Genomic DNA, 25,737 nt, shown 5'->3' with positions numbered 1-25,737 from the left:
TGTAGAATGATGTCGATAGGATTTAGATTGATAAGCCAGCCCACGGTTTCCGTGGCTGGTCCTTTTTTTATCTGCAGAAACTATATATTAAAAAGAAACATGATGCCACCTCTTGATGACACCATGTTTTATTACTCTGTTATGCACCAACATCTGATTGACATATCCATCCGCCACCCAACCTAGAACAGCTTCAAACGAGGTGCTATCGTACATTGTGACAAAACCGCATTTCCTGTATAAAATACTCCTTTTGACGGGCCAAAGGCAATGGCAGAAAACGGATTAATGGCCGTGACATGTCATATTCACTTTCTCCTGCACTGCTGCACGGAAAACAGTTCCTGCGTGATTAAAGATACATTTCGGGTTCCATTTTATTGTCTCCATGATAAGAAGAATCATTAGTTAATCTCTGCAACATAATTCAATAATCGGATTGCCTTTTTTCTACTCTGGAAAAAACACTCTATAGTCAACCATCATGATAATCGAGAGAAGGAAAAAATCTGCAGATATTATATATAATAGACGGGTTTGCTAGAGAGGCATTTTTTTATAAGAACAAGGAGAGAATATACTAGAGAAGGACTAAATCGGTCGATTGAATCACCTCTTTCAAAAAACGAGAAAGTTCGCATTTAAAAAAATTCTGTTGTAATATATATTTTGCATTGTTTCCTGCCAAATAACGAACATGTTATACATAATGTTTACGGAAAGGCAGAGTGTCCATTAGCCATGTTCAATCAATAACCTTTCCACCGCAGCCGGCGAAAAAGCATCCATGTCCTAACTGCACAAGGTTATTTTTACGGAAAACAATCGACCATCCTCATGGAGGAAGTGCACCTCATCATGGGATAAACAATGTCCAAAAGGAGGGATAGCAACCATGGACATATTAGTCATTATCCCCGCTTATAACGAGGAAGCAACGATACGGAATACGGTGATGAATTTAATAAAAACATGCCCATATGATTACATTGTAATAAACGATGGTTCCACCGACCGAACAAGGGATATTTTGGAGAAAAATCATTTTCATTACTTGGACTTGCCCGTTAACTTAGGAATTGGCGGAGCGATGCAGACTGGCTATCGTTACGCACTTAGAAAAGGATATCAATACGCGATTCAATTAGACGCGGACGGTCAGCACGATCCAAAAGACCTAGAAAAGCTTGTTGCGGAAATCAAACAATCTGGCAGTGATATGGTCATTGGCTCTCGATTCGTAGAGAAAACGAATTACAAAGGAAGCCCTTTTCGAAGAATGGGGATTCTTTATTTTTACTATCTGCTCTATTTTCTTTCTGGAGTGAAAATAACCGATCCAACCTCGGGATATCGCATTGTAAACAGAAACGTGATGCGCGAATTCACAAATTATTACCCTGTCGATTATCCTGAAGTCGAAGTCATCGCGAAATTAGCGAAAAAAGGGTATAAAATTAAAGAAATCAAGGTGGAAATGAACGCAAGACAAGGCGGAAGATCATCGATCACCCCGTTAAAATCGCTATACTATATGACCAAAGTAACCTTTACTTCTTTGATTCGGTCTATTTTTTAAAGAAAGGGGGGAAGGGTTCGTATGAACAAAGTACAGCTAATAACCATTATGTTCGCTTCTCTTTTCCTCATTCAAGTTATTTATTATTCGACTCGCAATAAATTGAGGGACAAGCAGGCATTTCTTTGGTTTTTGATGGCAGTGATCGGTCTTTTTATCTCAGTCTTTCTCGAACCGCTGAATAAAGTTGCCTCGGTGCTTGGGGTTTCTTACATGCCTACCCTCATCTTTACAATCGCGTTTTTAGTCGTCCTAAACGTGCTCATTTACCAATCGATTACGCTGTCCGATCACCAAGAAAAAATAAAAACGCTCGTCCAAGAAATCGCTTATATCAAACACGAATTAAAAAATGATCAAGGTAAGGAAGAGAAAGATGAGTCTTGTTAATTTTGTATTGATTTTACTAAATACGTTCATTCTCGTCACAGGGCAGTTTTTATGGAAATACGGCATGATGAAAACGACGTTTAAACTGGATCCTCTTTCTATTATCAAAATATTGTTTTCACCGTTCATTTTTTCCGGATTAGTGATGTACGGTTTCGCCACTATTTTATGGCTTTTTATTTTATCGCGCGTTCCATTAAGCATCGCCTATCCCGTGCAAAGCATCGCTTACGTACTCGCCGTGTTTGGCGCCTATTTTATTTTCAACGAGCCCCTTTCGCCGACAAAAATCATCGGGGCCATTCTCATTATATTGGGGGTTTCTCTCATTGGGTTGTCGCCTAACACCCAGTAGCAAGCTAAAATGACATTTGGAGTGAATGGAAATGAGATTTCCAGTTAAAAAAAGAAACATCATCGTCGCCAGTATGCTGTTAACCGCACTGGTGATTCGGCTTTTTGTTCTATGGAAGTATGGATTAGACCTTACATTAAATAGCGATGATATGGGATATGTAAGAAGCGGCAAAAGACTCTTGGAAAATGGGATGCTCACATACCACCATGAAAGCGAGCCAACTGTCCATATTATGCCAGGGATGCCGATCTTATTGGCTGCTATTTTTTTCTTTTTCGGCACTGGCGATATAGGTCTTTACGCAGCAAAAGTGGTGATGATTTTATTTGGCGTAGCCAGTGTCTATCTTATCTATGTAATCGGAAAAGATATGAACCAAGAATGGGCTGGCATCATCGCTGGATTTTTCACTGCACTATTTGTTCCACTTATTGAAACGGACAATTTAACTTTGACCGAACCGCCTTTTCTATTCGGATTTCTTCTTTTCATTCATTTCGCTATCCAACTTGGACGAAATCATAAAATGTCTACTTTCTATTGGCTGATGTTTTCCTACTTGTTCTGCTTGTTGTTTCGAGCTACCTTTGCTCTGATTCCATTTGCGCTTCTCGGCTACTTTCTGCTCATCAAATATCCGCTTCGGCTCGCATGGAAGCAATTAGGAGTAGCTGTGTTATTAGTGATCATCGTACTTGGCCCATGGTGGGTGCGCAACTACATTCACTACAAAGAATTCATTCCATTAACCGGCGGTTCTGGAGACCCGCTTCTGTTAGGCACTTATCAAGGATATGGATACCGATATGGCGAACCTTATAAAGAAGTAGTCAAAAAAATCGATGAACAATACCCGCATATAAGCAATTACGAAAAACAAAAACTGGAAAAACAAATAGCGATAGAGCGAATAAAAAAATGGTATCACGCAAATCCGAAACAATTTATCGAAAGCTATACAACTAAAAAAGCAAAAATACAATGGGAACAGCCTTTTTATTGGATTGAGATCTTAGGAGTTGCGAAAAATACCATGATTTCCGTCCACCAATGGGTTGTATCACTGGCGTTTGCGTCCATGGCACTCACCTTGCTTTTGTTAAAGCGAAATCGAAAAGAATTGTTGTTTTTTACTTTCATCATCGCATACTTTACAATTTTAAACAACGTGTTTTTCGCCTACCCGAGATATAACCTTCCGTTAATGCCGCTTTTGTTTTTATATATCGGCCTGCTCGTTTCCGCTGTTCCATTCGTGTTTTTCCGCAAAAAAACAACCTCCTCTTAAACATCATTGTTTAAGAGGAGGTTGTTATTACTTTCCTAAAATACTTTTATACGTAAGCAAACAGGTCGCAACTTCTATAGAAAAACCAGAGCCTTGATGACTCTGGTTTCGCTTTTATTGGGAATCAGATTTCAAAACGTTTAGCATGCGGTAGAGCATGACAGCTGCTTCGGCGCGTGTCGTTTGTGTCTTTGGTTCGAAGTTGCCGTTGGCGCGGCCGAAAATAATTCCAAGCTCGGCTGCTTGTAAAACAGGTTTTTTAGCGTAATCATTGATTCGCTGCATGTCCTTAAATTTCTTATTTAGTTTAAGGGATTGTAATCGTTTTTCATCTTTGTATTCAATCGCACGTATAATCATGGCTGCCATTTGTTCTCTGGTGATATTTTCATCCGGCTTAAAGTATTCTTCTTTCGTTCCGTAAACAATTCCCGCACGGTACGCGGCTTCTATTTGTTGAGCAGCCCATGCTTTTTGCATTGGAACATCCTTAAAAATCCCTTTATACTCTTCTGTGTGTATTTGCATAGTTCTTACAAGCAACACAGCAAATTCTGCTCTTGTCACCTTTTGCTCTGGAGCAAATGTATCGTCCGTTTTTCCATGAATAATTAACTTCGAAGCAAGCGATTCAATCTCTTCTTTCGCCCAATGTTTATGAATATCTTTAAATGTTTTATCGTTAGAAATGACCGCAAAAGTGGATAAATGTTCCGTTAGAATAATCCAATAATCTCCTTTTAATTGTCCTCCTGCATATTCCCACTTTTTGAGTTTCTCATTGTAATATGCGCCTGTTGTCTTGTTTTCTTGAACCGGCTTTTGAATCTTTAAGTAAAGCGCAATCGGTTCAGGGAATCGGCTGATTGTTTCTTTTTTGTCATTTGTAATTGTCACATCTAAAATGGCAGATTTTATTTGTTGAACAGGGAACTGCTCAAAGTCTTGCTGCTTTCGTTCTTTTAAACTTATGTTTATACCCGAGTCTGATTTCTCATTTATATATTTTAAATTCCTCGCAGGCAGCGACACCGTATAATTCATATTGGCAATAAGAGTTAAAGGTTTGTTACTATTTGCAATTTTATTAGCGATATCTTTTGCGAGCGAAACAGTTATATTGGCGGTTTGGTCCGATTCAGTTAAGTCGATCTTCCAATCTTGATCCGTCGCTTTTACCATTTCTTCCGTAACTTTTATCACCTTTCCTTCACGCAAATCTGGCTGTTCCGGTGCTGGCGTTTTTTATTACTCCACCCCCGCCAGTACCTGGCTGAGCAGTCGGTTTTCTAGTTGTAAAAGTCCAAATAGGAGAACGGGTCTTTCCTTTAAAATCATCCGTAACCGTTACATACCATCCGTATTCTTTTTCTGCCGATAGATTTTTCCACTCCACTTCAGCTGTTTGATTTTCTTTTACTTTCGCTGCTTCACCGATCTTTTGATTCGTAAATACATTAACTTCAAATTTATCCGTTGCCACCATTTTTTCTTGAGGCGTCAAGTTCATATCCATGACAAACTCGTCTTTTCCAGGGTATGTTGCACTGTCATAATAATTGTATTTATTTAAATACGGAGAATATGTTTTTACATAAATTTTGTTTTCGATCGGATTTACGTGAAGCAGCCGCATGAATCCTTGCCCGCCTTCTGGTCCGCCTTGATAGTCGGCGAGTATTTGATATACTTTGCGGTCTGGTTTGCCATCTTTGTTATCGTCAATTTCGTCGATTAATGTCTCGCTGTCATGATAATGTCCACAAAGCACCGCAATGACGTTTTTGTTTGGAACAACCACTTTTTCATAAATTTTATCGCCGATCGGGCTTCGGTTCCCTGACACAAGCAAATATTCATGGAAGTTTAATATTGCCATTCGGTCAGGATATTTCGCAAGTACTTCATTGATCCAAGCAATATCTTCATCATTCACTCCCCAACCCATGTAAATCATGATAAAATCATTTCCATTTACACTGACAAGGTCGTAATGTCCGCGGTTGTTTTTATATGATTCTCCATAATAATCCTTTCCTTTAAAACGCTCTTCCCCAAAATATTTGCTGTATTGGTTATAATCGCCTGTTTTATGGCCGACATCATGATTGCCCGCCAGCACGCCGTATGGAATGTTATGCTGGTCAAGTACGCTCATCGCTTCATTCGCGTTCTTCCATTGCATCTCGTCTTCCGCTTCATCGACTATGTCACCCGTATGAAAGACATATTGAATATTTAATTCTTGTTGTTTTTCCGCGATCCATTCTGTCATTCGTCTAAAGATATGCGGATAGCTTTCCGAATAATATTGCGTATCAGACATCCAAACAAACGTGTAATCAAATTGAGTGGTCGACGCAATTTCATCCTGCACCATCACTTGAACCGTTTGGTCTTTTACATAATCCGGACCTTTCACCGTTCCTTGCAGTGTAAAATTTTCATCGTTTTCGGCTACTTTCCAATGTAACGCTTCCCATTTGTTTGCAGCGTAGTTCCAAGCATACATCGTTACTTTTCGGCCTAAGAGAGACTTTCCTTCCCAAGTGAATTGAATTTCATCATCTGCATCGATTTCTTTATCTAATTTCACTTGGAAGCGTTGATACGGAAACTGGGTGGTTGATTTCGTGATGACATATTGGAAATCTGCTTTTTCTAATTTTTTTAGATCCTCACCTGTGATGATCGTTTCCCCTTGCGGAACCATCTCTTTCGGCGGTTCGCGATCAACGAGATTTTGATAAATCGATAATTCTTTTTCCCCCGGTTGGTATTGATACCCTTTGAAGAAAGCAACGTGTAAATCATCTTTTGTAGGATCCGAAACTTTTACCTTTAATTTTGGCGATGTCGATACATTTTCTTCTTGATGTTTCGGCGAAATGACTTCAGGACTGAAAGGATGCTCCTCCACAGTCGAAAATGTCACCGTTTTGGACGCAGCGTTTCCGACATGGTCGACCGCTTTTAAAATTAACGTATGTTCCCCCTTCGATAGTTCTGCGGATGACGTCGCAAACGGCAAATCAATCGGTTTTCCGTCTAAAGTCGCTTCCACTTTGCTTACTCCCGCGATTTCATTCTGCGTCTCCGCATCAATCGTAAATTCTCCTTTATATTCTTTTCCTTCTTCCACCGAAGGAGTAATCATTGGCGCGCTATTGTCGACTTTCACATCGGCCGTTACCGTGTTTTGTCCATCAGTGGCTTGGATGATGTGCGTTCCTTCCTTTTCTTTCGTTGTATCCCACACATACGCTTTGGCATTGTACTTTTCCTCAGGAATCGTAAACGTAAAATCAACCGTTTTCTGTGATGACGCTCCATCCCCTACCGAAATTTCCTTTTGGGGATCTGCATAGTTGGAATCGTAAAGAACCGTGCCATCTTTCAATACTAATCTGGCATTTTTAATGTAAAAATCATCGCGATTTTCTTCTGATTCTGTATCAAATGGAGATACTTTCGTGCCTGAACGAACGGAAATCGTCGTTCCTTTCCCTTTCTCAAAGTACTTTGGATCAATCGGGACCGTTAACGTCACATATTGATTAATCGTATCATCAAAGATGAGTAATACCTCATCTCCGATCGTAATTCCATTTTTAAAATAAAGGTTTGTCTTCTTCACCTCTACCGCAAAATAGGCTTGATCTTCCAGCGCCGGCTTTGTTTCAGCGGTGACATCTTTCGAATCAATTCGGATCGTTGTGTTCGATATGTCATTGGAACTAGCTTTAATGATGGCGGTTTGATTCAAAATGGTTTCATCTGTTACGTTTAGCCTGATTCCTTGCGGCTTTTCTTCCTGAACGATAGATATTTGTTGTTTTTCCGTTGTAACGTCATTCGTTCCATCGGAAATGACTAAATAATATTCAATAAACGCCTTTCCAATTAGCTCCGGAGAGTAAATCGTATAATGATATAAATTGTCGTTAAAGTCTTGAAGCAAATCTACCGATTTATATTTTTCCGCTTGATTGTCTTTATAAAAAAGGCGGACCGTTTTGACTTGCTGATTATCTTTTGCGTCAAACAATAGCTGAATATTTTCATATTCCGATACTTGCTTTTGCGTTGTTAAATCTTCGAATGTCGGCTTTTCATTGTCTTCTGGAATGGCAACAGGTTGATCAGGCACTTGTACCGGTGCTACTTGCCCCGGTGTTGCGCGTTCTTTAGCGCTGCTATATTTTTTCATATTGCGAGAACCGTCTCTTGGAAACGTGTAGAAAATTCCTTTATCCGGTGCCGTGTCCTTTACATCTAATTCGTCATTATAATATGCGGCGACAACATCATGACCAGTATTTGTCGCAATGGCAATGCCGTTATGGTTCGTATTGGACATGCCATTGGAATAAATCTTTACAATGCTTTTATTTTCCACTAATTGAGTTCCATAATGTGCATTAAAATCATCCACCGTTTTATCTTTATTCCCCTTATTGATAATCCAAAATACCATTGTTTGTCCTGCCGGCAAAATGATATCTTCTTTTTCCGGCCCCCATACTAAATCCGCTTCAGGACCATCCATTGGATATCTATAGTGAATCTTATAATCTTTTAAGTTAATATCTTTGGAAGAATTGTTGTAAATCTCGATAAATTCGTAGCCGTCCAATCCGTTGACATTCGTTGAGTCTGGAACAAGCTCTGTAATTAATAATGGCGGCAACTTTTGCGCATCAAACGATCCGCTGTCGATAGTGATTTTTTGTTCTTCGGTTTCCGCTTTTTGTGTTCCGTCAAATGCTTCAATTTTATAAAACACTTCATTGGTAAAAATGCTTTCTTTTGGAATAATCGCGGAATACGTATTGGTTTCCGCATTGCTTAATTCCATAGGAATGGACTTATATTCGCCATTTTCTTGAAAACGGCAGGATAAGACGACACTAACTACTTTTTCGTTATCCGTCACCTTCGCTTCAATCTTAATATCTTCTTGCCATTTTCCTTTCGTTACCGGCGTATGCACAATAACAGGCGGCTGTGTATCATGACTTACGTAAACCGGCTCAGCAGGCACTTGTCCTTCGATGGTTTTCCCTGGATTTGCTGGGTTGCTCAAGCCGATATTTACGAGTTGCTTTTGACCATTTACTACCTTATACTGAATGCCCTTGTTTTGTACCACATCTTCTTTTCCATAACGTGCCGATGAAATTTCGTTATTGAATTTATCTGCAATAATAATGGTTCTTTCTGCTGTGTTTGCCATGCCAGCTGAGTGAATCGTGGTTATTCTGTCTTCGCTAACGTTGGATTTGTAAATATTGTTGAAATCGGCAAGTGTTTTATCTTCATTGGCGCCGTTTTTAATCCATGCAACAAATGAAGATTGAGCTGGAATCGTTTTATTGTCGTCAAATTTCCAAATGACATCTTGTGTATTATCAGACGCAGGATAGCGGTAAATAATTTGATAGTCTTGCAGGGAGATAGGCTGGTTGCTGTTATTGTAAATTTCAATAAACTCGTATCCATCTTTGCCTCCTACGTTCGTTGAATCAGGAACAACCTCCGTAATAAGCAATTTGGGATTTTTCTGCGGGTCATCGTTTCTTTCCGCTTGTATTGTTACTTGAACGGGTTCTTCCTTGTTAGCTGGGTAGTAGGTTGTTTGTTCTCCATCTTTTGCTTCTATGTAATAAGACAGTTTCGTTCCCACATACTCAGCGGCGGAAATGACGCCTGAATATTCACCATTATTTTCTTTTGTCAAAGTCTTTGCCTTCCACTCCAAATCAGGCGAAGTTTGATAAAAAAGCGTAACAGTCGTGTTTTCACTTCCATTTTCCACTTTCGCACGGATCGCTAAATCCTGTTGATTGCTGATGGTCGTAACAGGAGTATGTATAAGCTGTAAGTTCGTCGTGTTGCTTGTTGTATTTGGTGTCTGGGATGTTGTTTCTTCGGGCTCCTTTGGCGGAGATTCTGTAGTTTCTGTTGACTGTACTGCCATAACGGATAGAGAAGAAGGGGCAAAAACACTAAAAAAAGTAAAACAAATGAGCATCATCCTAATCAAAGTGAATCGAAAAAGCCGCATTTCTACTTACCTCCCATTAAACACGATATTTTTACAATTATTTTTCTTTTTTGACAATTAATTATATAGTTATAAATTTAAAAAGGTATTGATAGCATGTTAAATTTAGGTAAATGAGAAAATAACATTTTGGAATTCATAGTTTTTTCTTTTCTCTCTAAAGAAGCGATAATGATGCCAAATATAATATGCATGTTCCGAATTCGCTTACTATGAAGGAGGGCCCATTTTTATTCCTAGTGTTTCCTTTTTCATATCGATCTGCTTGTTTCAGTCACTGCGTTCATGCTTTTCCGCAAAAAAACCTCCCCTTGATCGTTTCAAGGGGAGGTTTTGGATGATGGAGTCAATAACTGCTCAAACTGCCGCAAGGTAATGTGAGGATATACCCATTGCCGTTTTAACTCAAAAACTGGATCACCTGGATAAACCGTGCCTTTTTTCGTTGTAAACGCCATCGTAAATCCCGCGTCTTTCACGATTTGAATCACCCGTCCGTTATACGCGCCGAACGGATACGCGATAGCCGTCGCATTTACTTTAGCGATGCTAGCTTTTAAATCGTCCATAATTTCGTCATACGGTTTAAACAATAAATAAGGCCCGTGCTTTTTATCGAATAAATGAAAATGGCTCGTATGGCTTTCAAACGTAAACACATCCTTCATTTCCGCTACTTCCTGCTTGCTTAAAAACTGCAAGCCGCGCGGGTCAAACGGCTGCGGACTCGGTCGCATCCGCCCTGTAATCATAAAGATGGTCGCTTTAAAATTCAACCGTTTCAATAACGGATACGCGTACACATAATTCGATTTCAACCCATCGTCAAATGTAATCAATACCGACTTTGGCGGAAGCAGCTGCTCCTTCTTGACGTACGCCAACAGTTGCTGCGGAGTAATCGTCGTATAATGTTGCTTCTTTAAGTAATTCATTTCATCCCTAAACTGGCTTAACGGGACGGTTGTCGTGCCTTTGAAAAAATGCTCATCTTTATCTTCCAAGATATGATGGTATAACAAAACTGGAACTCCTGGATCTTTCTCTGTTACATGTTTATAAATATACCCGTCTCTTCCTCCAAACTCAACAACATAAAAAAGATGCGTTTCCGCCTTCACTGGATAACGAACACCTGCATTAATCTTCCCAATGGACTGTTTATTTCCATTTTGGAAAATATATACTTGCAAATCTTTCGTTCCAATCACACTTCTTTTTAAGCGATCTGCTAGTTTCGTAAACTCCGACGGCTTCCCAAGTTTTACGTCTCGCTTTTTCACCATTCCTTTCACAAAACCGTATTGAATGAAATAATACGTTTCATTCTTCCCAACTACTTCAAATACTCGACCTCGATAAATTTTTCCTACTTCTTTTAGCTCATCTGCGACATACGCATAAATGGGTGCCGATGGACCGATGGTTTGAATAAAGACGTTTTGATTTGTTTTCGCATGCTTTCCATCAGGCAATAGAAGAAGAAGTGCAACAAGTAACACGCTGCCTAGTACCTTGTTACTCAATTGATTCCCCCCTGTATCTGTATCTATTATTTACTATTCTATTTACTACTATTTTCACAATCACTCTTATTTTACCATAATTTTAGTAATAATTATCCATAAATATAAAAAAGAAGGATTTATAGTAAAAAGAAATCCTCGAATGATGACAGATTCTGCACCTTTGTATTACAATATGTCTATGCCAATATTTTCTTTAATCCGTCTCTCAAGGCGTAAAACACCGACCAAAGTGTTTGCCCTTGAAAGCCTTTTGGTGCAAGATCGAATGTCTAAAGCTCTTTCGTACATAAAAAGTCATACAGAGATTCAGAGTGGGGGACTAGTCTATGATGTATAAAAGCAATCCACTAAAGGAAATTTTTCATCCAAAAGTCGCATTTGCCCAGCTTAGAGAAGCGGAACGGGTGAAAAATGTCACAATCGTCGTCCTTCTTCTATTATTTTTCAATGTTGTTCTTTCATTGCTGCGGGCTTATTTTGGCATTGGCACGGAAGAACTGACAAAGCATCTCGGCCGATACACAGGCGAGCAATTTGCTTTCTTACAGCTTTTATTTGCGTTCGGCCATGCTTTGGGCGGTCTATGCGTTCCACTATTATTTCTGTTCATTTCCTCTATCATTTTTTATTTGCTTTTTGATATCGATTTTGTGAAACTATTAACGATTCAACTGCCGATTTTGTTCATTTTCTTACTCGAAGATATGATTCTCTTTCCATTCCAGCTATTTTTCGGTGTAAAAGATCTCTTTTCCCCATTTTCCCTTGGTGTGTGGGGGCCTTACATAACGAAACATTCTTTTATATGGGCGCTATTGAGAACCGTTTCACTCTTTTCCATCTGGGCCATATCGATACAAATCATTGCTCTTCGCTCCTTGACGGAAAAATCGGTTCAACGTGTCACGATGATCGTCACCGCCGTCTACCTCTTTTTCGCTTTTTTAGCAGCAGCAGGCACAGAATTTCCATTTAGTGGATCTTAATGAAAGGTAGGATACCGATGAAACGATGGAAACCATATATATTCATCGTCATAGTGCTATGTATATGCACAAACTTTTATGTCCTGTTTAATGAACATAGTAAAATTCCAAAATCAGTCTATGTGAACGAACGGACAAAACCAGAAAAAACAAATATCAAAGAAACCGTTCGCACTTCTGGCATGACCGCGCCAACAGAGCGAAAATTCGTTTACTATAATCCGCAGCTCGGCACCATCGATGAAATTCTTGTCACAAAGGGGCAAGAAGTACAAACCGGTACACCACTTATACGCTATGTGGATGAAGAAGTCGACCGGGAGATTCACCGAATCGCGCGAAAAAAAGAACAATTAAACGCGCAAATCAAACAGCTTTCGAAGGATATCGATTATTACAAAACCATGTCCTCTTCTGCCAAAGAAGACAGTATAGAGAAGATACAATGGGAGGAAAAAGCGAGAGAAGCGGAGCACGAAAAAACGCTGCTCGAATGGCAAATCAAGGAATATGAGGAACAACAGAATGAACTAACGGAGAAAAAAGACGAACTGATCGTTGAAAGTAAAACGGCTGGCGTGGTAGAAGAAATCAGCTATGACAAATCCAAACCGCTGATCACCATCGCTTCTTCCTCCGCTGTTGTTCGTGGAAAAGTGAAAGAAGAAACAGTCGGAAAACTCGCTGTCGGACAGAAAGCGACTGTTCATGTTCCAAACAAAAATGAATCATTTACTGGCACGATTGCCGATATTGGCAAATTTCCAATCAAAGAAGCGAACTTTCAAGAAAAAAGTGAATATCCGTTTACCGTACAACTAAACGAACAGCCGAAACAACTTCCTTTCGGATACCACATAAACATCACAGTAGTGACAAAAGAAAAAAACGGCGCGATTACTGTTCCGACCAAAGCGGTTTGGCATGAAAAAACGAAATCATTCGTCTATGTCATCCATAATGGCAAACTCGAAAAACGGAACGTAACACTAGGAATCACACACGGAAAGAAACAAGAAATCAAACAAGGCCTTCGTGAGAACGAATATATCGTGTCCCATCCAACGAAACAGATGAAACACGGAATGAACGTCATCGTTCCGCTTGAGATGGAAAAGCCAAGAAAAGAAGCAATCAAGCAACTATCCAAATGGGACATCGCCAAACACTTCCTCGATGGATTTTTCCGTTCTTTCTATTGATAAGAATTTCTAAAGAAAAACTGGTCTTTTCCTAATACATACAGGAGAGACCAGTTTTTTCTTTCCACGCCATAGGTGTTCTATTTTTATAGATCACGAGCTTTTTATTTCCATATTTATGAATCCGAAAAATGCCGTGGGTAGACTCGAATTACACTAATGGGCGCCCTCGTTTGATTTTTGAAGGGGAAAGTATGATATCCGGCAAAACATATTCGTATTTATTGTCGTATACACCGCATCCGAATGACAGGGCGATGGCAGCCAAAGGTGTTGTTGTAAGGAAAATCGTTCGAGGAGAGAGACATCAATCAAAGTGTACTGTAACTAAATGTTTATTTTATTCGTCTAATAAATGGGAGAGGATCATTATGCAGAAAGCCTTATTTGTTTTCTTAGGGATGTTTTTATTTTTAACAGCTTGCTCAACTGATCGCACAATTGACAGCTCAACTGATAATTCAACTAATGTAGAATATCTAAAGATGGAAGGTTACGTTGTTGAAAAGCGTGAACATGGTGGTATATATCAGTTGCTTGTTATTGGAAATATAACCAAAGATGATCTAGAAAATAAGACAAAACAGGAGTTGATTAAAGAAGCGGGCGGCACATACTTCTATGTCAAAAAAGAAATTTATTCAAAGATATATAATATATCTTAAAATTCCGTTCAGCACCCATTCCAAAAAAAAAGACAGAGAACCAATCAATGACTCTCTGCCTCTAGCAATCTTCGACAAACTTCGAGGCGTGGCAGGCACGAGTTTATTTTTCGTATACGGTCCACGTCGGTTTTTTTATTTTGGCAGACAAATTCAATATTTTCGTTTTCACCCTTTTTGCTTCGCTTCCTTTTAGCGGAGTTGGCTGATAGTTATTTCTTGTTGTGACAGATGAAATGCGGCATGGAATAATACGAATCTCTTTTCGAGCCGTTAGTTTGCCATTTTGAACATAAAAAGTTTGCTGAAAGATGAAAGTATCTTTATCGGCCGGATTTTTATTGCCCCCAAACATAAAATTCCCTAAACTATAAACAATGAATTTGCCTTTATATTCTTCGATTCCTTGGATAACGTGCGGATGGTGTCCAACAACTAAATCCGCTCCGCTATCGATCGCAAAACGTCCTAATGATTTTTGTGTTTTATTAGGAATATAACTTCTTTCCTCGCCCCAATGGAAATGAACAAGGACAATCTTTGCTCCTTTTTTCCGCAATGAGCGAATATCATTGAGAATTTGCTTGCGAACCTGACTATTATCTACCCATCCTTTGTAGCCAACTACACCGATTTTGACCCCTTTTACTGTCGTCAACATCGGATGTTTTTCATCAAAATAACCGATGCCTTCCCTTTTTAGGCTTGCGATCGTGTCTTCATATCCTTTTTGCAAATAGTCATACGTATGGTTATTCGCCAAATTGACAGCCTCAATCCCTGCGAATGTTAAAATTTTTGCGTACGATGGATGACCGCGAAACCGGAATTTTTTATTCGCCTTTCGCGTAGAGGTTGTTAAGGTTGTTTCCAAGTTAACAGTGGTAAAATCGTCGTTTTTAAAAATCGGTTCTATATTTTTTGAAAAAAAGCGAATACCATTTCTTTTTGCTACATCATCAAAAGAATTTACATATCCGTAATTTTCATCACGTCCAAGCGTTACATCTCCTGCGGCGCTTAATGTAATGCTTGTCGTCTGCTGTTCACGATTTAATTGTTTCATCATCGTTTGAGGAACCATAGCACTGGATTGTGGCAAATACATCCTCATGCCGAGGCTGTGTAATCTGCCAACCTCTTTCCAGTATTTATCAAAATAGAGTTCACTTTGCCCCCAAAATACTTTGGCCTCCACTTTATTTGTAGCTGGTAATATGGTAAAAAAAATAAATGTAACTATTAGAGCGTAAGTGATATGCTTAAGACGCCGTGCCAAATAAATCCCCCCATGTCCTTATGACAAAATACACTCATTGTAAAAATGTTTTTTCATCTACCAAATCGTGCATTACTTAAAAAATATCCATTCATTCAGCCACTAGCGGAGATGTTAAGAATTGAAAACCAATTTATGATACCGCAGTTTCTTCCCGACAATGGCCAACAAATTGATACAAGCATTCTTCCAGCTTTTGTACTTCTCCCTTTTACGTTGCTACGCAAATTCTGCCGCAAAACATTTGCCTAGGTCTACACAACACCAGTCATGAACATACCTACAAAGCTTCCGAAACTCTTTTGGAAAACACACATATGTTACCGCAACTTCCTTTATGTGCTCACCCCTTTCCTCCATATAAATGAATATTCAATAATTTTTGGAAAAATCCTACCTAAGCGATGTAAAAATGTTTCGATCAGGGACAGATCCGTCCCAATCCAAAGTTTGTATAATTTTTCGTAAAGTGTTTATGTAATCAACGATGGTAAAATGACTCTTACGTATATTTGGTGAACACCTTCCTATCATCTTTATTGAAAATTTTTATTGTTTTATTAAAGTCTTAAAGAACCCTTTTTTCAAACAAGATCGTGTCGCAAAAAGGGATGTAACATATATAAAAAAGAAAAGCCCCGCAGAGATTACTCTCCGCGGAGCTTTTTGATATAGATATAGGCACTATCTTCAGTTATTTTACATCAACTTTGATAGTTGTTGAAGCAACAACTTCATTTGAATCGAAGGCACTATTTCCATTAGCATCTACAAATACTTTGAATAGAATTGTTCCTTTGTTGCCAGAAGCAGTACTTACCTTTCGTCAACATTTCATATTTTCTATATCCGAATACTTATGATTAGAATCAAATCCTTGAATAGGCCTAGTTTTTTGCTATGTTGAACAGTTTACTGGACTCATTTTTCTTGTGGATTTAATGACAAAAGTAAGCAAGTAAAATGCCAATTCGACTCACAACTTCCGTAAATGAACCTCCCCCACTTATCGAAGTGGGGGTTTCCTGTTTTCCCTTCGGGGTGGATGCGTGATAGGATGGTTGGCAGCCTATCTGCAGGCAACGCCTGGCACCCGTCCCGTTGGGAACCACAGGCAACATGAGTATCCATGATACTCAAGGGCGGGAACTCGCCATCTACGACTTCTTGCTTATGCAATCCGTCGATACGTAAACGGTTTGACCGTAAATTCCAATGGTCGGATTTCACCATAATACACTTTAGTAAATAAATTCATCGCTCCGTGGATGTCACGGTGTTGACGATAACCACAAGAGCAACTATAATTTCTAGAAGAAGATTTGTTCTTCTTCCCGCAAACAGGGCATGTTTGCGAGGTATAACTTTCGTCTTTTTTCTCCAATTGGATGCCTTCGGCATTCAACTTATATTCCAAATAATCATATAACTTTCCAAAAGACCAATTGGATAACTTCTGATTGGTCTTTTTGTTTCGTTTCTTTTTCGTGTTCCGTTGTACTCCTTCGACATCCCCAATAACCACTTCTTTCACTTGGTTTTCCAAACACCAACGAACAAATTGTCTCGTGGTTTTGTGCAGTGCATCCTTTAGTTGTGCCTCTGATTTCGAAAGCACATATTGCTTGGCACGATTATACTTTTTCCATTGCTTCGAACCTTTTTTACAACGAGACATCAACTTTTGCAGCTCTTTTAATTTTTTGTTTCTCAACCGATGGATGCTTCTTATTTTTCTTCCCGTGATAATGAGGCTTTCCCCATTTTCACAAACGGCTGCGATGGTGTGAATTTCCCCTGGGTCAATAGCGACACGGTTTTGATTTTTATTCTCTTTTGGTTCTTTTCCATCTTCATACGATAAACAAAGCCACAAACCACGGTCATAGACCAACTCGATTTCTTTACTTGTCCGTTTGGAATTTGTTCTTTATCGATTTTGACTACGAGCGGTTGTTGCCTTTTCCGTTTCCAAATTCCTAGCGACAGTTCCAACGTTCCGTCTTCATGCAAAACAAACCCATCTTTTGCCCATTTCGTGTTGAAATGTTTTTTCTTTTTGTATGGATATTTGATTTTTTCGCCTTTTTTCCGTGCTTCTCTCACTCCGTCTCTAGCAAAAATATACTTATGCACAACTGCTTGGATGCTTTGGCTGTGGATAGGAAAACGACCTTTTGTTGCTTTTTGCAGTTCCGTTTTGGTTATCCATTTTCCTGTTTCCAAATGATGTTCTTTCGCCAAACGAAGGCATTCGTTCCAAACTTCTGCGGAGATGCGATTGCATTCAAAAAGTTTGTCCATCACTTCTTTTTTCGCTCGAAAACGGGTTTTCAGCGTTCGATACATATTCTCACCCCCTATGTTTATTGTATTCTATCGAAAATCAAAAAAGAAGGGAAAAACAAAAAAGAAGCCATTCATCCCCCACCTGTAGAGGTGGGGGACTTCTGGCTAATTTATGTTAAAATAAAAACGATCAACTTACTAATTTCGGTTTTTCGACACCTGCCCAACTAAAATTAGCTTCTCAAAAATTATCAAGAAACTTTACAGTCACAAAAGAATAACCCTTTCTGAAAGAGAAAGGATTATGTCAAGTCAGATATGTTTCTATTTTCGCTAGGCATTCATCAATGATTTTATCTATTTCTTCAATTTGTGCATCTTCTGGATTATACTTCTTTAAAATTTTTAGATTACGAGCTTTCCAATCCAATGATTTAATTTGATCAGTTAAAACTACCCCTGTTATTGGATAGCCATCGCCATCAAGGGATATTCCTTCTTTTGGTAAATCTACTTCGAAAGGATAACCCTTCTTTTGATTGGTAATCGGACAAACAGCTATAAATCCTGTTGCTTGATTGAATTCTTTAGGCGATAAAACAATAGCATTCCTTCTCCCAGCCTGCTCATGACCAGCTTGTGGATTGAAGTTTAAAACAACGAAATCGCCTCTCTCTGGTACGTCTGCTGGCATTAAATCAATTCACGCCCTTCTATCCCGAAATCAATTTCCTCGTGTCGATTTTCAGGTGTAATCTGTGATATTAGTTCTTCCAGTGTGTATTTCTTCCGTGTTCTTTTTGGCTTTAATGTGATGATACCTTCATTTCCAATCACATTTAATTCCATTTCGGAACCTTGTTTAATCCCTATTTTATCAGCAGCATCTTTTGGGATACGAATGCCCAAACTGTTTCCCCATTTTTGAACAACAACTGTAGACATGTAGTCCCCTCCTTTACTTTGGTTTATTTTGCTTTCTAAATGTTCCTTTGAGTTCATTATGTCACCTCCAACCCAAAATGTATATACATAGTATATACATTCTTCCAAAAAAATGATACCCCTGATTTTTCGACCAACAAATATTCTCGTTGCAAAGGCGATCATTTGAATCGATTAATTAAAAATGCTTTTTTCAGACTCAAAAGCATATATCAACAAGTATAGTTACAAACGTTGAACTGCGAAATGATGTATAAAGCTTTGCCATAACAAAAAAGGTAGGACCTTCAAGGAGAATCTAAAGCATCTATAGCTGAGGAATAGTTTGAGTAGTGTAACCGTCAAGTAAGTTTAGAATCTTCCATTTTTATTCTTAAAACCACTATTTTTAGCTATATTTTCGCCCTCTACTGGACATAATCAGCATGATTCCACCGGCCGGGTATTTGATTTCACAAACTACACCATATACTTATTCCTTTCTGAAAAAAAGAAAATGGCTCTTACGTTCTTTTCGTGGAAAATCGAGGTAATTGGGAATACAAATAAAAATACTTATTTGCACATCCATTTTCTCAATGAACCTCTTCCGATCACCAAGATTGCGTCAGAGCCACTTTTATTTTGCAATAAACATCTGTGAGCATTCATGCCATTCACCTTAGCAAAACTCTTTGCATTTTAGAAATCAGAAAGTGATTTCTCGAATAATAATTGTTTCAAGTTATCGATGGTTCAGAAAAATTTTCACTCAACGTTCTTTTTACATTGCTCCTCCAAGAATCAAAGGAGTTATAAACATCTTGCTTTTGCTCATAGAGGCTTATAAGTTTTTCGAGATCATCTATTCTTTCATTTATTTCTTTTATAACTATATCCAGCTCTTTTTGAATCATCGACATATACACAATCCCCCTTCACGATCAATAAATACCCCATCTTAAAAAGAACAGGAACAGGGGATCTAGAATGAATATTTGATTATCTTTCCATTCAAAGACTTGGTAAATAGGCTCACTAGAAAACATGATATCATGCAATTTTTGAAGAGAATCTCTAATCTTGTTCTTCTCGATTTTTTCCTTTGAATTAATTACTAGCAGCTGATCGATTCTCTCTTTCATTTCGTCCACTGACAGGCTAACAACAGGTGGATTTTGAGCAATTGCTTTTAATAAAATATGATAAATATCCGCTTTTTCTCCATTTTTTAATTGATATTTTTTTCTTTCTTGTCCCCTTGTGGATGGACCGGCCATTAACTTTTTAACCACTTCTTGATACGGTAAGTTAATAGTAGTGAACCGATAACTTTCTTCCAATTTTTTTTCGTCATTTATTTCCTTTATACTTTCATCTTCATCAATATTTAAAATAAGCGACAAATTCAAACAAATTGACTGCATTAACTGTGGAGATGTAAGGCTTTCTAAAGCCATTTTTGAAGCCAATTCATCACTTATTTTGATGCCAAGCTGCTCAAAACCAGTAATCGCAATTTCCTTTAACTCATCTTCTTGCCATGGTTCGATATTAATTAAATTTAATCTGCCGCTCAAATCTGGATTTTTCCTAATGGCGTCATCCGCTCTATGAGGTAGTGATATAACCACAGCTTTAAATTCTCTTCTAATGGCATCTTTTAATTGATAAGCGATATCTAACTGCACCTCTTCAGGAGCATAATGGAAATCATCTAGAACTAACACAAGGTTATTTTCTTTAAAAAATTCAATCACTTTATCCTTGTTTGATCCATACTTTTCTCGAGTAGAAATTGATTTATCTTCTGGATTATTATCAGTGCCTTTTAGCACAGTCGTTTCTGAGTATTCTCCTTCAAGAGGCAAACCGACTTTATTTGCAACAACTTCCCAAAAGTCTTTTGCATTTTTAAAATCACTACCTGTTAAAGAAACCATATTTTGCGGTTCGATCACTTTCTCACATAAGACAGTCTTCCCTGTTTTAGATGGACCAATAATGGACGTTAAATATCCCGGTGTATTAAGAGCTTGCTTCAAACGTGTTTCATACGTAAAACCGAAACCCGAAGACTTTCTAGAAACGTATGTGTATTTCGGAAATGATCCCGGTTTGAACACTTCATTAGAACGAAGCTTTCTCAAACCATATCCCTCCTTTTCACACCTTTATATATCTTATATATCTAATATATATTATATATCTTAATACTAATATTTTAACCTAATCATCACTAATTTTAAACCTAATAATATAAAAAATGACCTTTATAGACCTTTTTATACTTTTCACAGCCTTTTTATCTTATACTTTTCATATTTATCTAAACGTCAAAGCACATAAGGAGAGATCAACGATTGACAGATACGAAATTTTACATACATTGATCCCTTCCTCCAAAAACAAATTCCTTGGAGAATGTTCTCTCCAAGGAATAGCTTCGATAATATAAGCGTATGAATGATGCACTAAACTTGAACATGCAGTTATGGTTATGATCCTGTCTGACCCTGTCTGCTCGTACCGTCAATGATAAAAGGAGTATTCAGTGCCTGCGAAATTTTAAAAAGTGTCCCTACTCTAGGACTCGTAAGCCCTGCTTCAATCCTTCCAATTGTGGATTTTGGAACTCCAATACGATCTGCAAGTTCCTGTTGAGACATATTCAGCTGCTTCCGTCTTGTTTTGATCTGTGCAGCTATCGTTCCTTCTAATTGAAGTTTTTGAACATGCAGCTCACCTCGAATAGCTGCATATTTCTAAAAAAATCACTCATTCTTTTTTCCTCCCAGTTGATTAATAAAGGCAAGGATCAAAAGCGCAATAACTTTCATATGCTGATTCGGCAGGCTCAATATCCTCTCGTCTTATCGCTCCGTTATACTGCACTGCTTGTCGAAATAATGAAGCAGTATGACTTTTGAATTTTGAACCAGTATTACAGTTGCAAACTTATCCGCTTGTCCTCCCGAATGGTCACTTGAACATCTTTATCTTTAGTTATGATGTCGTTTATTTCTTAATGAAGAAACCTCATTTACCTGTGTTAAAGCCAATGATAAAATGAATCCGACTCTAAAATTCATTTTAAAGATTTCATGATTGACAACAGAATTAAAAGAAAATCTCTATTTTCCTCTCTTCTACCCATTTGGCGAAATTTGCATTTTTAATTTCTGTATGGAATGACTGTCCATCTAACGAATAAATGACCTTCCTTGACTCGTTTCGACCGCTACTCTGCACAAAAGCATAGATTTCTTCTGAGCTTAATTCCGTATTCTTAATGGATAATTGTAGAATACAGTCATAAGACAGCAGGATGTATTGCTCTTTAAACATCAAAAAATCATCGACACCTAATATTCGAAATAAACTTTCGTTATTTACAAAAGTATTATACATCGTATATACACCTTTGCCGTCATCACTACATATATAGGCAGGACCGTAGTACTGATGAACAAGCAATAATGAGAAAAAACAAATAAAGCGCTCTCCTGCATTATTTCCGTTATGTAAAATGATTTGTCTCAATTTCGGAAGATCCGAAAAAGAGGATAATTCACATCGTTCCAGATTATTAATAATATCTCTATTTACTCTGAAAGCTTCCAAAGCTAGTTGTTTCATCGCATCAAATATGTATTGCTTTTTCGTCATTCCTTTTTCTAATAATTGATAAATGGTTTCCATCGATATAATGTATAGCTGTTTCTTCGCCGATAATTGTTTGAAAAGCTCAAAGTAATAATCATTATACCGTTCCTTTGTGGGTATATTCCTAAAAGACTCTTCTAACACTGCATCAGGAATAAGAAAAACCGGGGACTGATGAAACGCCTGCAGCAAAAGCGGCAAATTTGATATTTGTTTTCTTAATTTCGTTAAAATCATATTATCTAACATATAAAATGTTTGGTGTTCGTTTAGTGACTGGTACAATTGCTCCGTATTATCTGAAATAAACGGACGAACCGATTCTAAAACAGGAGAATCGAGGACCTTCATCCTTTAGTCCCCCTTTGATCACGCACTGACGCCAACACTTGTTCATATAGCTTATCATAAGATTTTTTAATCGATTGAAGATCCTCCTCATACATCAATCCTTTCGCTTTTTCATATAATTCATCAAACCCGCTGATATTTATCGTATAACTAGGCTCGAAAAATGATTTGTCTATATCATGAGGAATACGATTTCTATAATCATAGTCCAATGCGCTTTTCGCTTCATCAATCGTGATCAATTCGTTTTGAGCAAGTTTCACAACTAACGCTTTATACGGGATCTGGAAGATACTGATTAATCGCATAATTTTTTCTGGGAGAGATTGTTTCGTATGAGCAGTTTCTAAAAATTGAAAGCTTCTTTCTAACACAAAGTCATTAATTAAAAATTCAGAAGCGAAGAGATTAGGAAGCCGCTCTTTTTCATCATAAATATGATCAATCATGATAAAATTTTGGTCAGGGTTCTTCAATTTCTCTCTGTCAAAAAAGAAATGATAAAACTCGTGCGCCCACATGAAATTTTCATATATTCTCGGCTGTGCGGTATTAATATGGACATAATAATCACCGTTATAGTAATACACAAGCCCACCATAGTCAGCATTTTGAATCGGAAACTGCAATACATTTGCATGCTCGTAAAGATAAGTTTTTATAAAATCAAGCGGCTTTACATGAGCAAGAGGATCTCCGAGGGAGTAAATACGGTCCATTGCCTTTTTAATTTTCGGCAAATGTGTTTTGTTATGCTCTAGAATCATTTCAAGATTATCTTTTGTAATCAATGGACTGCCCCCTTGGATTTTCCGAATTGTGACTGATTTTAAAACATCGATCAGTTCAACAAATTCGCTAAAAAGATGCATACCCTTTTTTAATTCTTCGTCCACTGTACCGTGAAACGAAAGTGCCACATAATTCATAAATGAATCAGATCGGCTACGGTCAAACGTTTTTTCTTTGAATTCCATATCTGCCTTGTAAAAAAAGAACGGATCTTTAATGCGGAATAGCTTATTGATCTTTGCAACATACTCCTCCACATTTCCTTCGCCTTTTAAGAAATTATAATAAGCTGTCTTCTTAATACCAGTGCGTTCCATCACCCATGAATGTTTAATACCTTTACTTTCTATATATTTTTTGACATTCTGACCCACAATTTTGTTTGTATTTACCATACGCTTCACCTCCGTATCTACAATAAATTATAAATAAGAATGTATTGATTTTCTATATATTTTCCTCAAAAAACGGAATATATGATTATTTTATGCAAAAAATTATTAAAAAGTTCTTGATCAAACTTATTTTTTCCTTAAAAAGAGGAATGTATTGCTATATGTTGCCTCCTTCCCTTATAACTTTTTAGCTAAGAGGTCAGGGGGGTTCTTCCTAATTGCACAAAAATAAAAAATCGTTATCTTCATTAGCTTTTCGAGTATTCTAAAACTAAAATAACTTCTTCTTTATATTCCTTTTTTCAAATTTTTGTATCACAAGCTTCACCAGCAACCTTTTCATAAAAATAATGGTTCATCATCAAATTTTGTGATTTAGTGACAAAAAAGAGAAAGCACTGACGAGATCCTGGCAATAATGTTAGCGGTGAAATAAACATTAGGGAGGTCTCGTAAGTGCTTTCTATACCACTAGGATTGCCAGAATTTAAAGTGATTAAACAAGAACTTCTTTCCTATGGTTATGCGATTCATGTAGAGAAAACAGAGACACAGGAACGTTGCCCTCATTGTGGGTTTGCCACTTGTACCATGTGGTTCAAAAAGTGACACAAGCCTTGGAGCAAGCGAGAAAGGAATTTTCTCCATTGAAAAAGGCTCGATATCTTCTCTTAAAAGGCTGTGAAAAGCTTCGTAAGGACCAACGGCTTCGATTAGACGATATCTTGGAGGAGTATCCGGTACTTTCCATTGCTTATTATCTGAAAGAGTTGTTTCGGGATTTTTACCGAACCGATGGATATAACGAAGCAAAGGAACGCTTGGAAGAATGGATTAAGTTAGCCAAACAGAGCCCTTTTGCTTCTTTTCAGGAAGCAGCCAACACGCTTGAAAGGTGGAAGTGTGCCCATATACGAATGCCCGAATTGAGGGGACGAATCACAAGATCAAAAACATCAAACGCCGGGCATATGGCTATCGAAATCTAGAATGGTTTCGTTTGCGTGTATTTCTGGAGTGTACAGGGAACACTACAGGTAGTCAGGCTGCCTAAGCACTCCCTTCTTCCGCTATCGGTATGATAGTTGGTAGAATGGAACCCGTCAAGGAAAGCACTTGACTGTTTCCATTCTACCAACTTCGTGGTCTGTATGCGGAAGAAGGATCCTGACTGATGAACCTATTTCATCCAGCTAACATGTTTCTAGGATTGAGTAGAAATCACAGAAAATGGTGAAGACCCACAAATAATGAGTACAAAATAGCAATCTTTTAAATATTGTACTCCTCATCCTCCGCCATTTTAACCAAATTTTTTCGATAAAAAGGCTATCTCTTATGTATTTACTTTTGTTCTTCTATGCTTTTAAGAATTAGTAGCTTGATTTCGTCTAACAGTGGATCAGAGTAAAGACCTTTAATTTCTTCTAACCTCTTGGTTTTCTCGTTCCAAATGGCAAACGAGTTAAAAAACCATTCTCCTTTCGATAAAAGAGGTCTTTTTAAGAGAATAAGAGAAGTGTATGTGAAAGGGAAGGAATGAAAGGAGGCCTTAACTTCCATGAATTGATACAAAGTTTTCTTTATTTCAATAAAAATACGTTCTAACTCCACTCCATCGATCATGTGAGATCACCTCATGATTTATTCGTTTCACCGCTTTCTGCTGTTCCCATCACATAGTGTTTGCTACTTCTAAGAAACCATCGACTTTTTCTGTTTCGACACTAAATTCGGACAACAATTCCGCTATCTCTTTTACTCGATACAGAGAATGCTTTCTGTCCCCCTTCCCTGACCCGTTTTCCCCCTCTTTTTCAATTATTCACTATAACGTCTAGAAAATCCTTCCACTGAACATCCTATAAATAGAAAAAAATCAAGCAAGATCTTTAGCATCATCAGCGGATTCCTTGTTGTCGTAGTCATATTCTGTTTAGAATACTCTCACTACAAATATAGATACAAAACTTTTCA

21 protein-coding genes and 1 pseudogene are annotated in these 25,737 nt (G+C 37.9%); 9 read left to right on the top strand and 13 right to left on the bottom strand.

Annotated elements, in window-relative coordinates; genetic code table 11:
* The first annotated feature begins 895 nt into the window (after window positions 1-895).
* From NXM86_RS01490 to NXM86_RS01475, 4 genes are read left to right on the top strand one after another with little or no spacing between them, the layout of a single operon-like run.
* Window positions 896-1,579, top strand: coding sequence for a glycosyltransferase family 2 protein (locus tag NXM86_RS01490; protein WP_015865103.1), 684 nt, complete (start codon window positions 896-898; stop codon window positions 1,577-1,579).
* A gap of 21 nt (window positions 1,580-1,600) precedes the next feature.
* A complete protein-coding gene (locus NXM86_RS01485) occupies window positions 1,601-1,969 on the top strand; it encodes a DUF2304 domain-containing protein (RefSeq protein WP_498958512.1) in 369 nt (122 codons plus the stop codon).
* Window positions 1,956-2,324, top strand: a complete 369-nt coding sequence (locus NXM86_RS01480) for an EamA family transporter (protein ID WP_081189257.1) — start codon at window positions 1,956-1,958, stop codon at window positions 2,322-2,324. The genes NXM86_RS01485 and NXM86_RS01480 overlap by 14 nt, the downstream gene beginning before the upstream one ends.
* A gap of 31 nt (window positions 2,325-2,355) precedes the next feature.
* Window positions 2,356-3,615, top strand: a complete 1,260-nt coding sequence (locus NXM86_RS01475; protein ID WP_498958511.1) for an ArnT family glycosyltransferase — start codon at window positions 2,356-2,358, stop codon at window positions 3,613-3,615.
* 114 nt (window positions 3,616-3,729) lie between these two features.
* On the opposite strand, the gene NXM86_RS01470 is transcribed toward NXM86_RS01475, so the two are convergent.
* The 3 genes from NXM86_RS01470 to NXM86_RS01460 all read right to left on the bottom strand — a co-directional run bounded on the left by NXM86_RS01470 (window position 3,730) and on the right by NXM86_RS01460 (window position 11,208).
* Window positions 3,730-4,818 (bottom strand): S-layer homology domain-containing protein, encoded by a 1,089-nt coding sequence (locus NXM86_RS01470; RefSeq protein ID WP_498958510.1) that lies wholly within the window; start codon window positions 4,816-4,818, stop codon window positions 3,730-3,732.
* Between the two features lie 7 nt (window positions 4,819-4,825).
* A complete protein-coding gene (locus tag NXM86_RS01465) occupies window positions 4,826-9,682 on the bottom strand; it encodes a lamin tail domain-containing metallophosphoesterase family protein (RefSeq protein ID WP_498958509.1) in 4,857 nt (1,618 codons plus the stop codon).
* Window positions 9,683-10,002: 320 nt separating this feature from the next.
* A complete protein-coding gene (locus tag NXM86_RS01460; protein WP_081189737.1) occupies window positions 10,003-11,208 on the bottom strand; it encodes a polysaccharide deacetylase family protein in 1,206 nt (401 codons plus the stop codon).
* A 329-nt stretch (window positions 11,209-11,537) separates the two neighbouring features.
* Between NXM86_RS01460 and NXM86_RS01455 the strand changes: the two genes are divergently transcribed.
* The 3 genes from NXM86_RS01455 to NXM86_RS01445 all read left to right on the top strand — a co-directional run bounded on the left by NXM86_RS01455 (window position 11,538) and on the right by NXM86_RS01445 (window position 14,064).
* Entirely contained in the window at window positions 11,538-12,197 is a 660-nt protein-coding gene (locus tag NXM86_RS01455) for a hypothetical protein (RefSeq protein ID WP_498958508.1), read from the top strand.
* A 17-nt stretch (window positions 12,198-12,214) separates the two neighbouring features.
* A complete protein-coding gene (locus tag NXM86_RS01450; RefSeq protein WP_498958507.1) occupies window positions 12,215-13,399 on the top strand; it encodes an efflux RND transporter periplasmic adaptor subunit in 1,185 nt (394 codons plus the stop codon).
* 371 nt (window positions 13,400-13,770) lie between these two features.
* A complete protein-coding gene (locus NXM86_RS01445) occupies window positions 13,771-14,064 on the top strand; it encodes a hypothetical protein (RefSeq protein WP_498958506.1) in 294 nt (97 codons plus the stop codon).
* Window positions 14,065-14,167: 103 nt separating this feature from the next.
* Here NXM86_RS01445 and NXM86_RS01440 read toward each other — a convergent pair whose 3' ends face one another.
* The 9 genes from NXM86_RS01440 to NXM86_RS01400 all read right to left on the bottom strand — a co-directional run bounded on the left by NXM86_RS01440 (window position 14,168) and on the right by NXM86_RS01400 (window position 23,364).
* Entirely contained in the window at window positions 14,168-15,148 is a 981-nt protein-coding gene (locus NXM86_RS01440; protein ID WP_498958982.1) for a CapA family protein, read from the bottom strand.
* Between the two features lie 1,366 nt (window positions 15,149-16,514).
* Window positions 16,515-17,219 carry an RNA-guided endonuclease InsQ/TnpB family protein gene (locus NXM86_RS01435; RefSeq protein ID WP_498958981.1) on the bottom strand — a complete coding sequence of 235 codons (705 nt, stop codon included), beginning with the start codon at window positions 17,217-17,219 and terminating at the stop codon, window positions 16,515-16,517.
* A 720-nt stretch (window positions 17,220-17,939) separates the two neighbouring features.
* The gene (locus NXM86_RS01430; protein WP_033020639.1) at window positions 17,940-18,326 is read right to left on the bottom strand and encodes a type II toxin-antitoxin system PemK/MazF family toxin; all 387 of its coding nucleotides are present in this window, start codon (window positions 18,324-18,326) and stop codon (window positions 17,940-17,942) included.
* Window positions 18,326-18,634 carry an AbrB/MazE/SpoVT family DNA-binding domain-containing protein gene (locus NXM86_RS01425; protein WP_062755467.1) on the bottom strand — a complete coding sequence of 103 codons (309 nt, stop codon included), beginning with the start codon at window positions 18,632-18,634 and terminating at the stop codon, window positions 18,326-18,328. Before NXM86_RS01425 ends, NXM86_RS01430 begins: the two co-directional genes overlap by 1 nt.
* 662 nt (window positions 18,635-19,296) lie before the next feature.
* On the bottom strand, window positions 19,297-19,479 hold the full coding sequence (locus NXM86_RS01420; protein WP_498958504.1) for a hypothetical protein: 183 nt from the start codon (window positions 19,477-19,479) through the stop codon (window positions 19,297-19,299).
* Window positions 19,480-19,500: 21 nt separating this feature from the next.
* Complete coding sequence (locus tag NXM86_RS01415; protein ID WP_015865114.1) at window positions 19,501-20,706, bottom strand: AAA family ATPase; 1,206 nt, start codon at window positions 20,704-20,706, stop codon at window positions 19,501-19,503.
* A gap of 348 nt (window positions 20,707-21,054) precedes the next feature.
* A complete protein-coding gene (locus tag NXM86_RS01410) occupies window positions 21,055-21,225 on the bottom strand; it encodes a helix-turn-helix transcriptional regulator (protein ID WP_244319630.1) in 171 nt (56 codons plus the stop codon).
* Window positions 21,226-21,676: 451 nt separating this feature from the next.
* Window positions 21,677-22,573: a hypothetical protein gene (locus NXM86_RS01405; RefSeq protein WP_498958501.1), complete on the bottom strand. Its 897-nt coding sequence runs from the start codon at window positions 22,571-22,573 to the stop codon at window positions 21,677-21,679.
* Window positions 22,570-23,364 (bottom strand): ImmA/IrrE family metallo-endopeptidase, encoded by a 795-nt coding sequence (locus NXM86_RS01400; protein ID WP_498958980.1) that lies wholly within the window; start codon window positions 23,362-23,364, stop codon window positions 22,570-22,572. Before NXM86_RS01400 ends, NXM86_RS01405 begins: the two co-directional genes overlap by 4 nt.
* 852 nt (window positions 23,365-24,216) lie before the next feature.
* Here NXM86_RS01400 and NXM86_RS01395 point away from each other — a divergent pair.
* Both NXM86_RS01395 and NXM86_RS01390 read left to right on the top strand, forming a co-directional pair.
* Complete coding sequence (locus NXM86_RS01395) at window positions 24,217-24,369, top strand: hypothetical protein (RefSeq protein WP_223812232.1); 153 nt, start codon at window positions 24,217-24,219, stop codon at window positions 24,367-24,369.
* Window positions 24,348-24,814: pseudogene (locus tag NXM86_RS01390) on the top strand (ISL3 family transposase); the annotation flags it as partial. The gene NXM86_RS01395 and the pseudogene NXM86_RS01390, both read left to right, overlap by 22 nt.
* A 290-nt stretch (window positions 24,815-25,104) precedes the next feature.
* Here the strand turns inward: NXM86_RS01390 and NXM86_RS01385 are convergent.
* Window positions 25,105-25,386 carry a hypothetical protein gene (locus NXM86_RS01385; protein WP_498958500.1) on the bottom strand — a complete coding sequence of 94 codons (282 nt, stop codon included), beginning with the start codon at window positions 25,384-25,386 and terminating at the stop codon, window positions 25,105-25,107.
* Window positions 25,387-25,737: the final 351 nt, after the last annotated feature.

The organism is Geobacillus sp. CX412, from assembly GCF_027942335.1.
Lineage (GTDB): Bacteria > Bacillota > Bacilli > Bacillales > Anoxybacillaceae > Parageobacillus_B > Parageobacillus_B toebii.
The sequence above is the reverse complement of the archived record's forward strand: the minus strand, read 5'-3'. Positions and strand labels throughout refer to the sequence as shown.

Coding starts and splice junctions, on each gene's coding strand:
- NXM86_RS01490 (WP_015865103.1), top strand. CDS start 896: ATGGACATATTAGTCATTATCCCCGCTTATAACGAGGAAGCAACGATA.
- NXM86_RS01485 (WP_498958512.1), top strand. CDS start 1,601: ATGAACAAAGTACAGCTAATAACCATTATGTTCGCTTCTCTTTTCCTC.
- NXM86_RS01480 (WP_081189257.1), top strand. CDS start 1,956: ATGAGTCTTGTTAATTTTGTATTGATTTTACTAAATACGTTCATTCTC.
- NXM86_RS01475 (WP_498958511.1), top strand. CDS start 2,356: ATGAGATTTCCAGTTAAAAAAAGAAACATCATCGTCGCCAGTATGCTG.
- NXM86_RS01465 (WP_498958509.1), bottom strand. CDS start 9,682: ATGCGGCTTTTTCGATTCACTTTGATTAGGATGATGCTCATTTGTTTT.
- NXM86_RS01455 (WP_498958508.1), top strand. CDS start 11,538: ATGATGTATAAAAGCAATCCACTAAAGGAAATTTTTCATCCAAAAGTC.
- NXM86_RS01450 (WP_498958507.1), top strand. CDS start 12,215: ATGAAACGATGGAAACCATATATATTCATCGTCATAGTGCTATGTATA.
- NXM86_RS01445 (WP_498958506.1), top strand. CDS start 13,771: ATGCAGAAAGCCTTATTTGTTTTCTTAGGGATGTTTTTATTTTTAACA.
- NXM86_RS01440 (WP_498958982.1), bottom strand. CDS start 15,148: ATGGTTCCTCAAACGATGATGAAACAATTAAATCGTGAACAGCAGACG.
- NXM86_RS01430 (WP_033020639.1), bottom strand. CDS start 18,326: ATGCCAGCAGACGTACCAGAGAGAGGCGATTTCGTTGTTTTAAACTTC.
- NXM86_RS01425 (WP_062755467.1), bottom strand. CDS start 18,634: ATGAACTCAAAGGAACATTTAGAAAGCAAAATAAACCAAAGTAAAGGA.
- NXM86_RS01420 (WP_498958504.1), bottom strand. CDS start 19,479: ATGTCGATGATTCAAAAAGAGCTGGATATAGTTATAAAAGAAATAAAT.
- NXM86_RS01410 (WP_244319630.1), bottom strand. CDS start 21,225: ATGTCTCAACAGGAACTTGCAGATCGTATTGGAGTTCCAAAATCCACA.
- NXM86_RS01405 (WP_498958501.1), bottom strand. CDS start 22,573: ATGAAGGTCCTCGATTCTCCTGTTTTAGAATCGGTTCGTCCGTTTATT.
- NXM86_RS01385 (WP_498958500.1), bottom strand. CDS start 25,386: ATGATCGATGGAGTGGAGTTAGAACGTATTTTTATTGAAATAAAGAAA.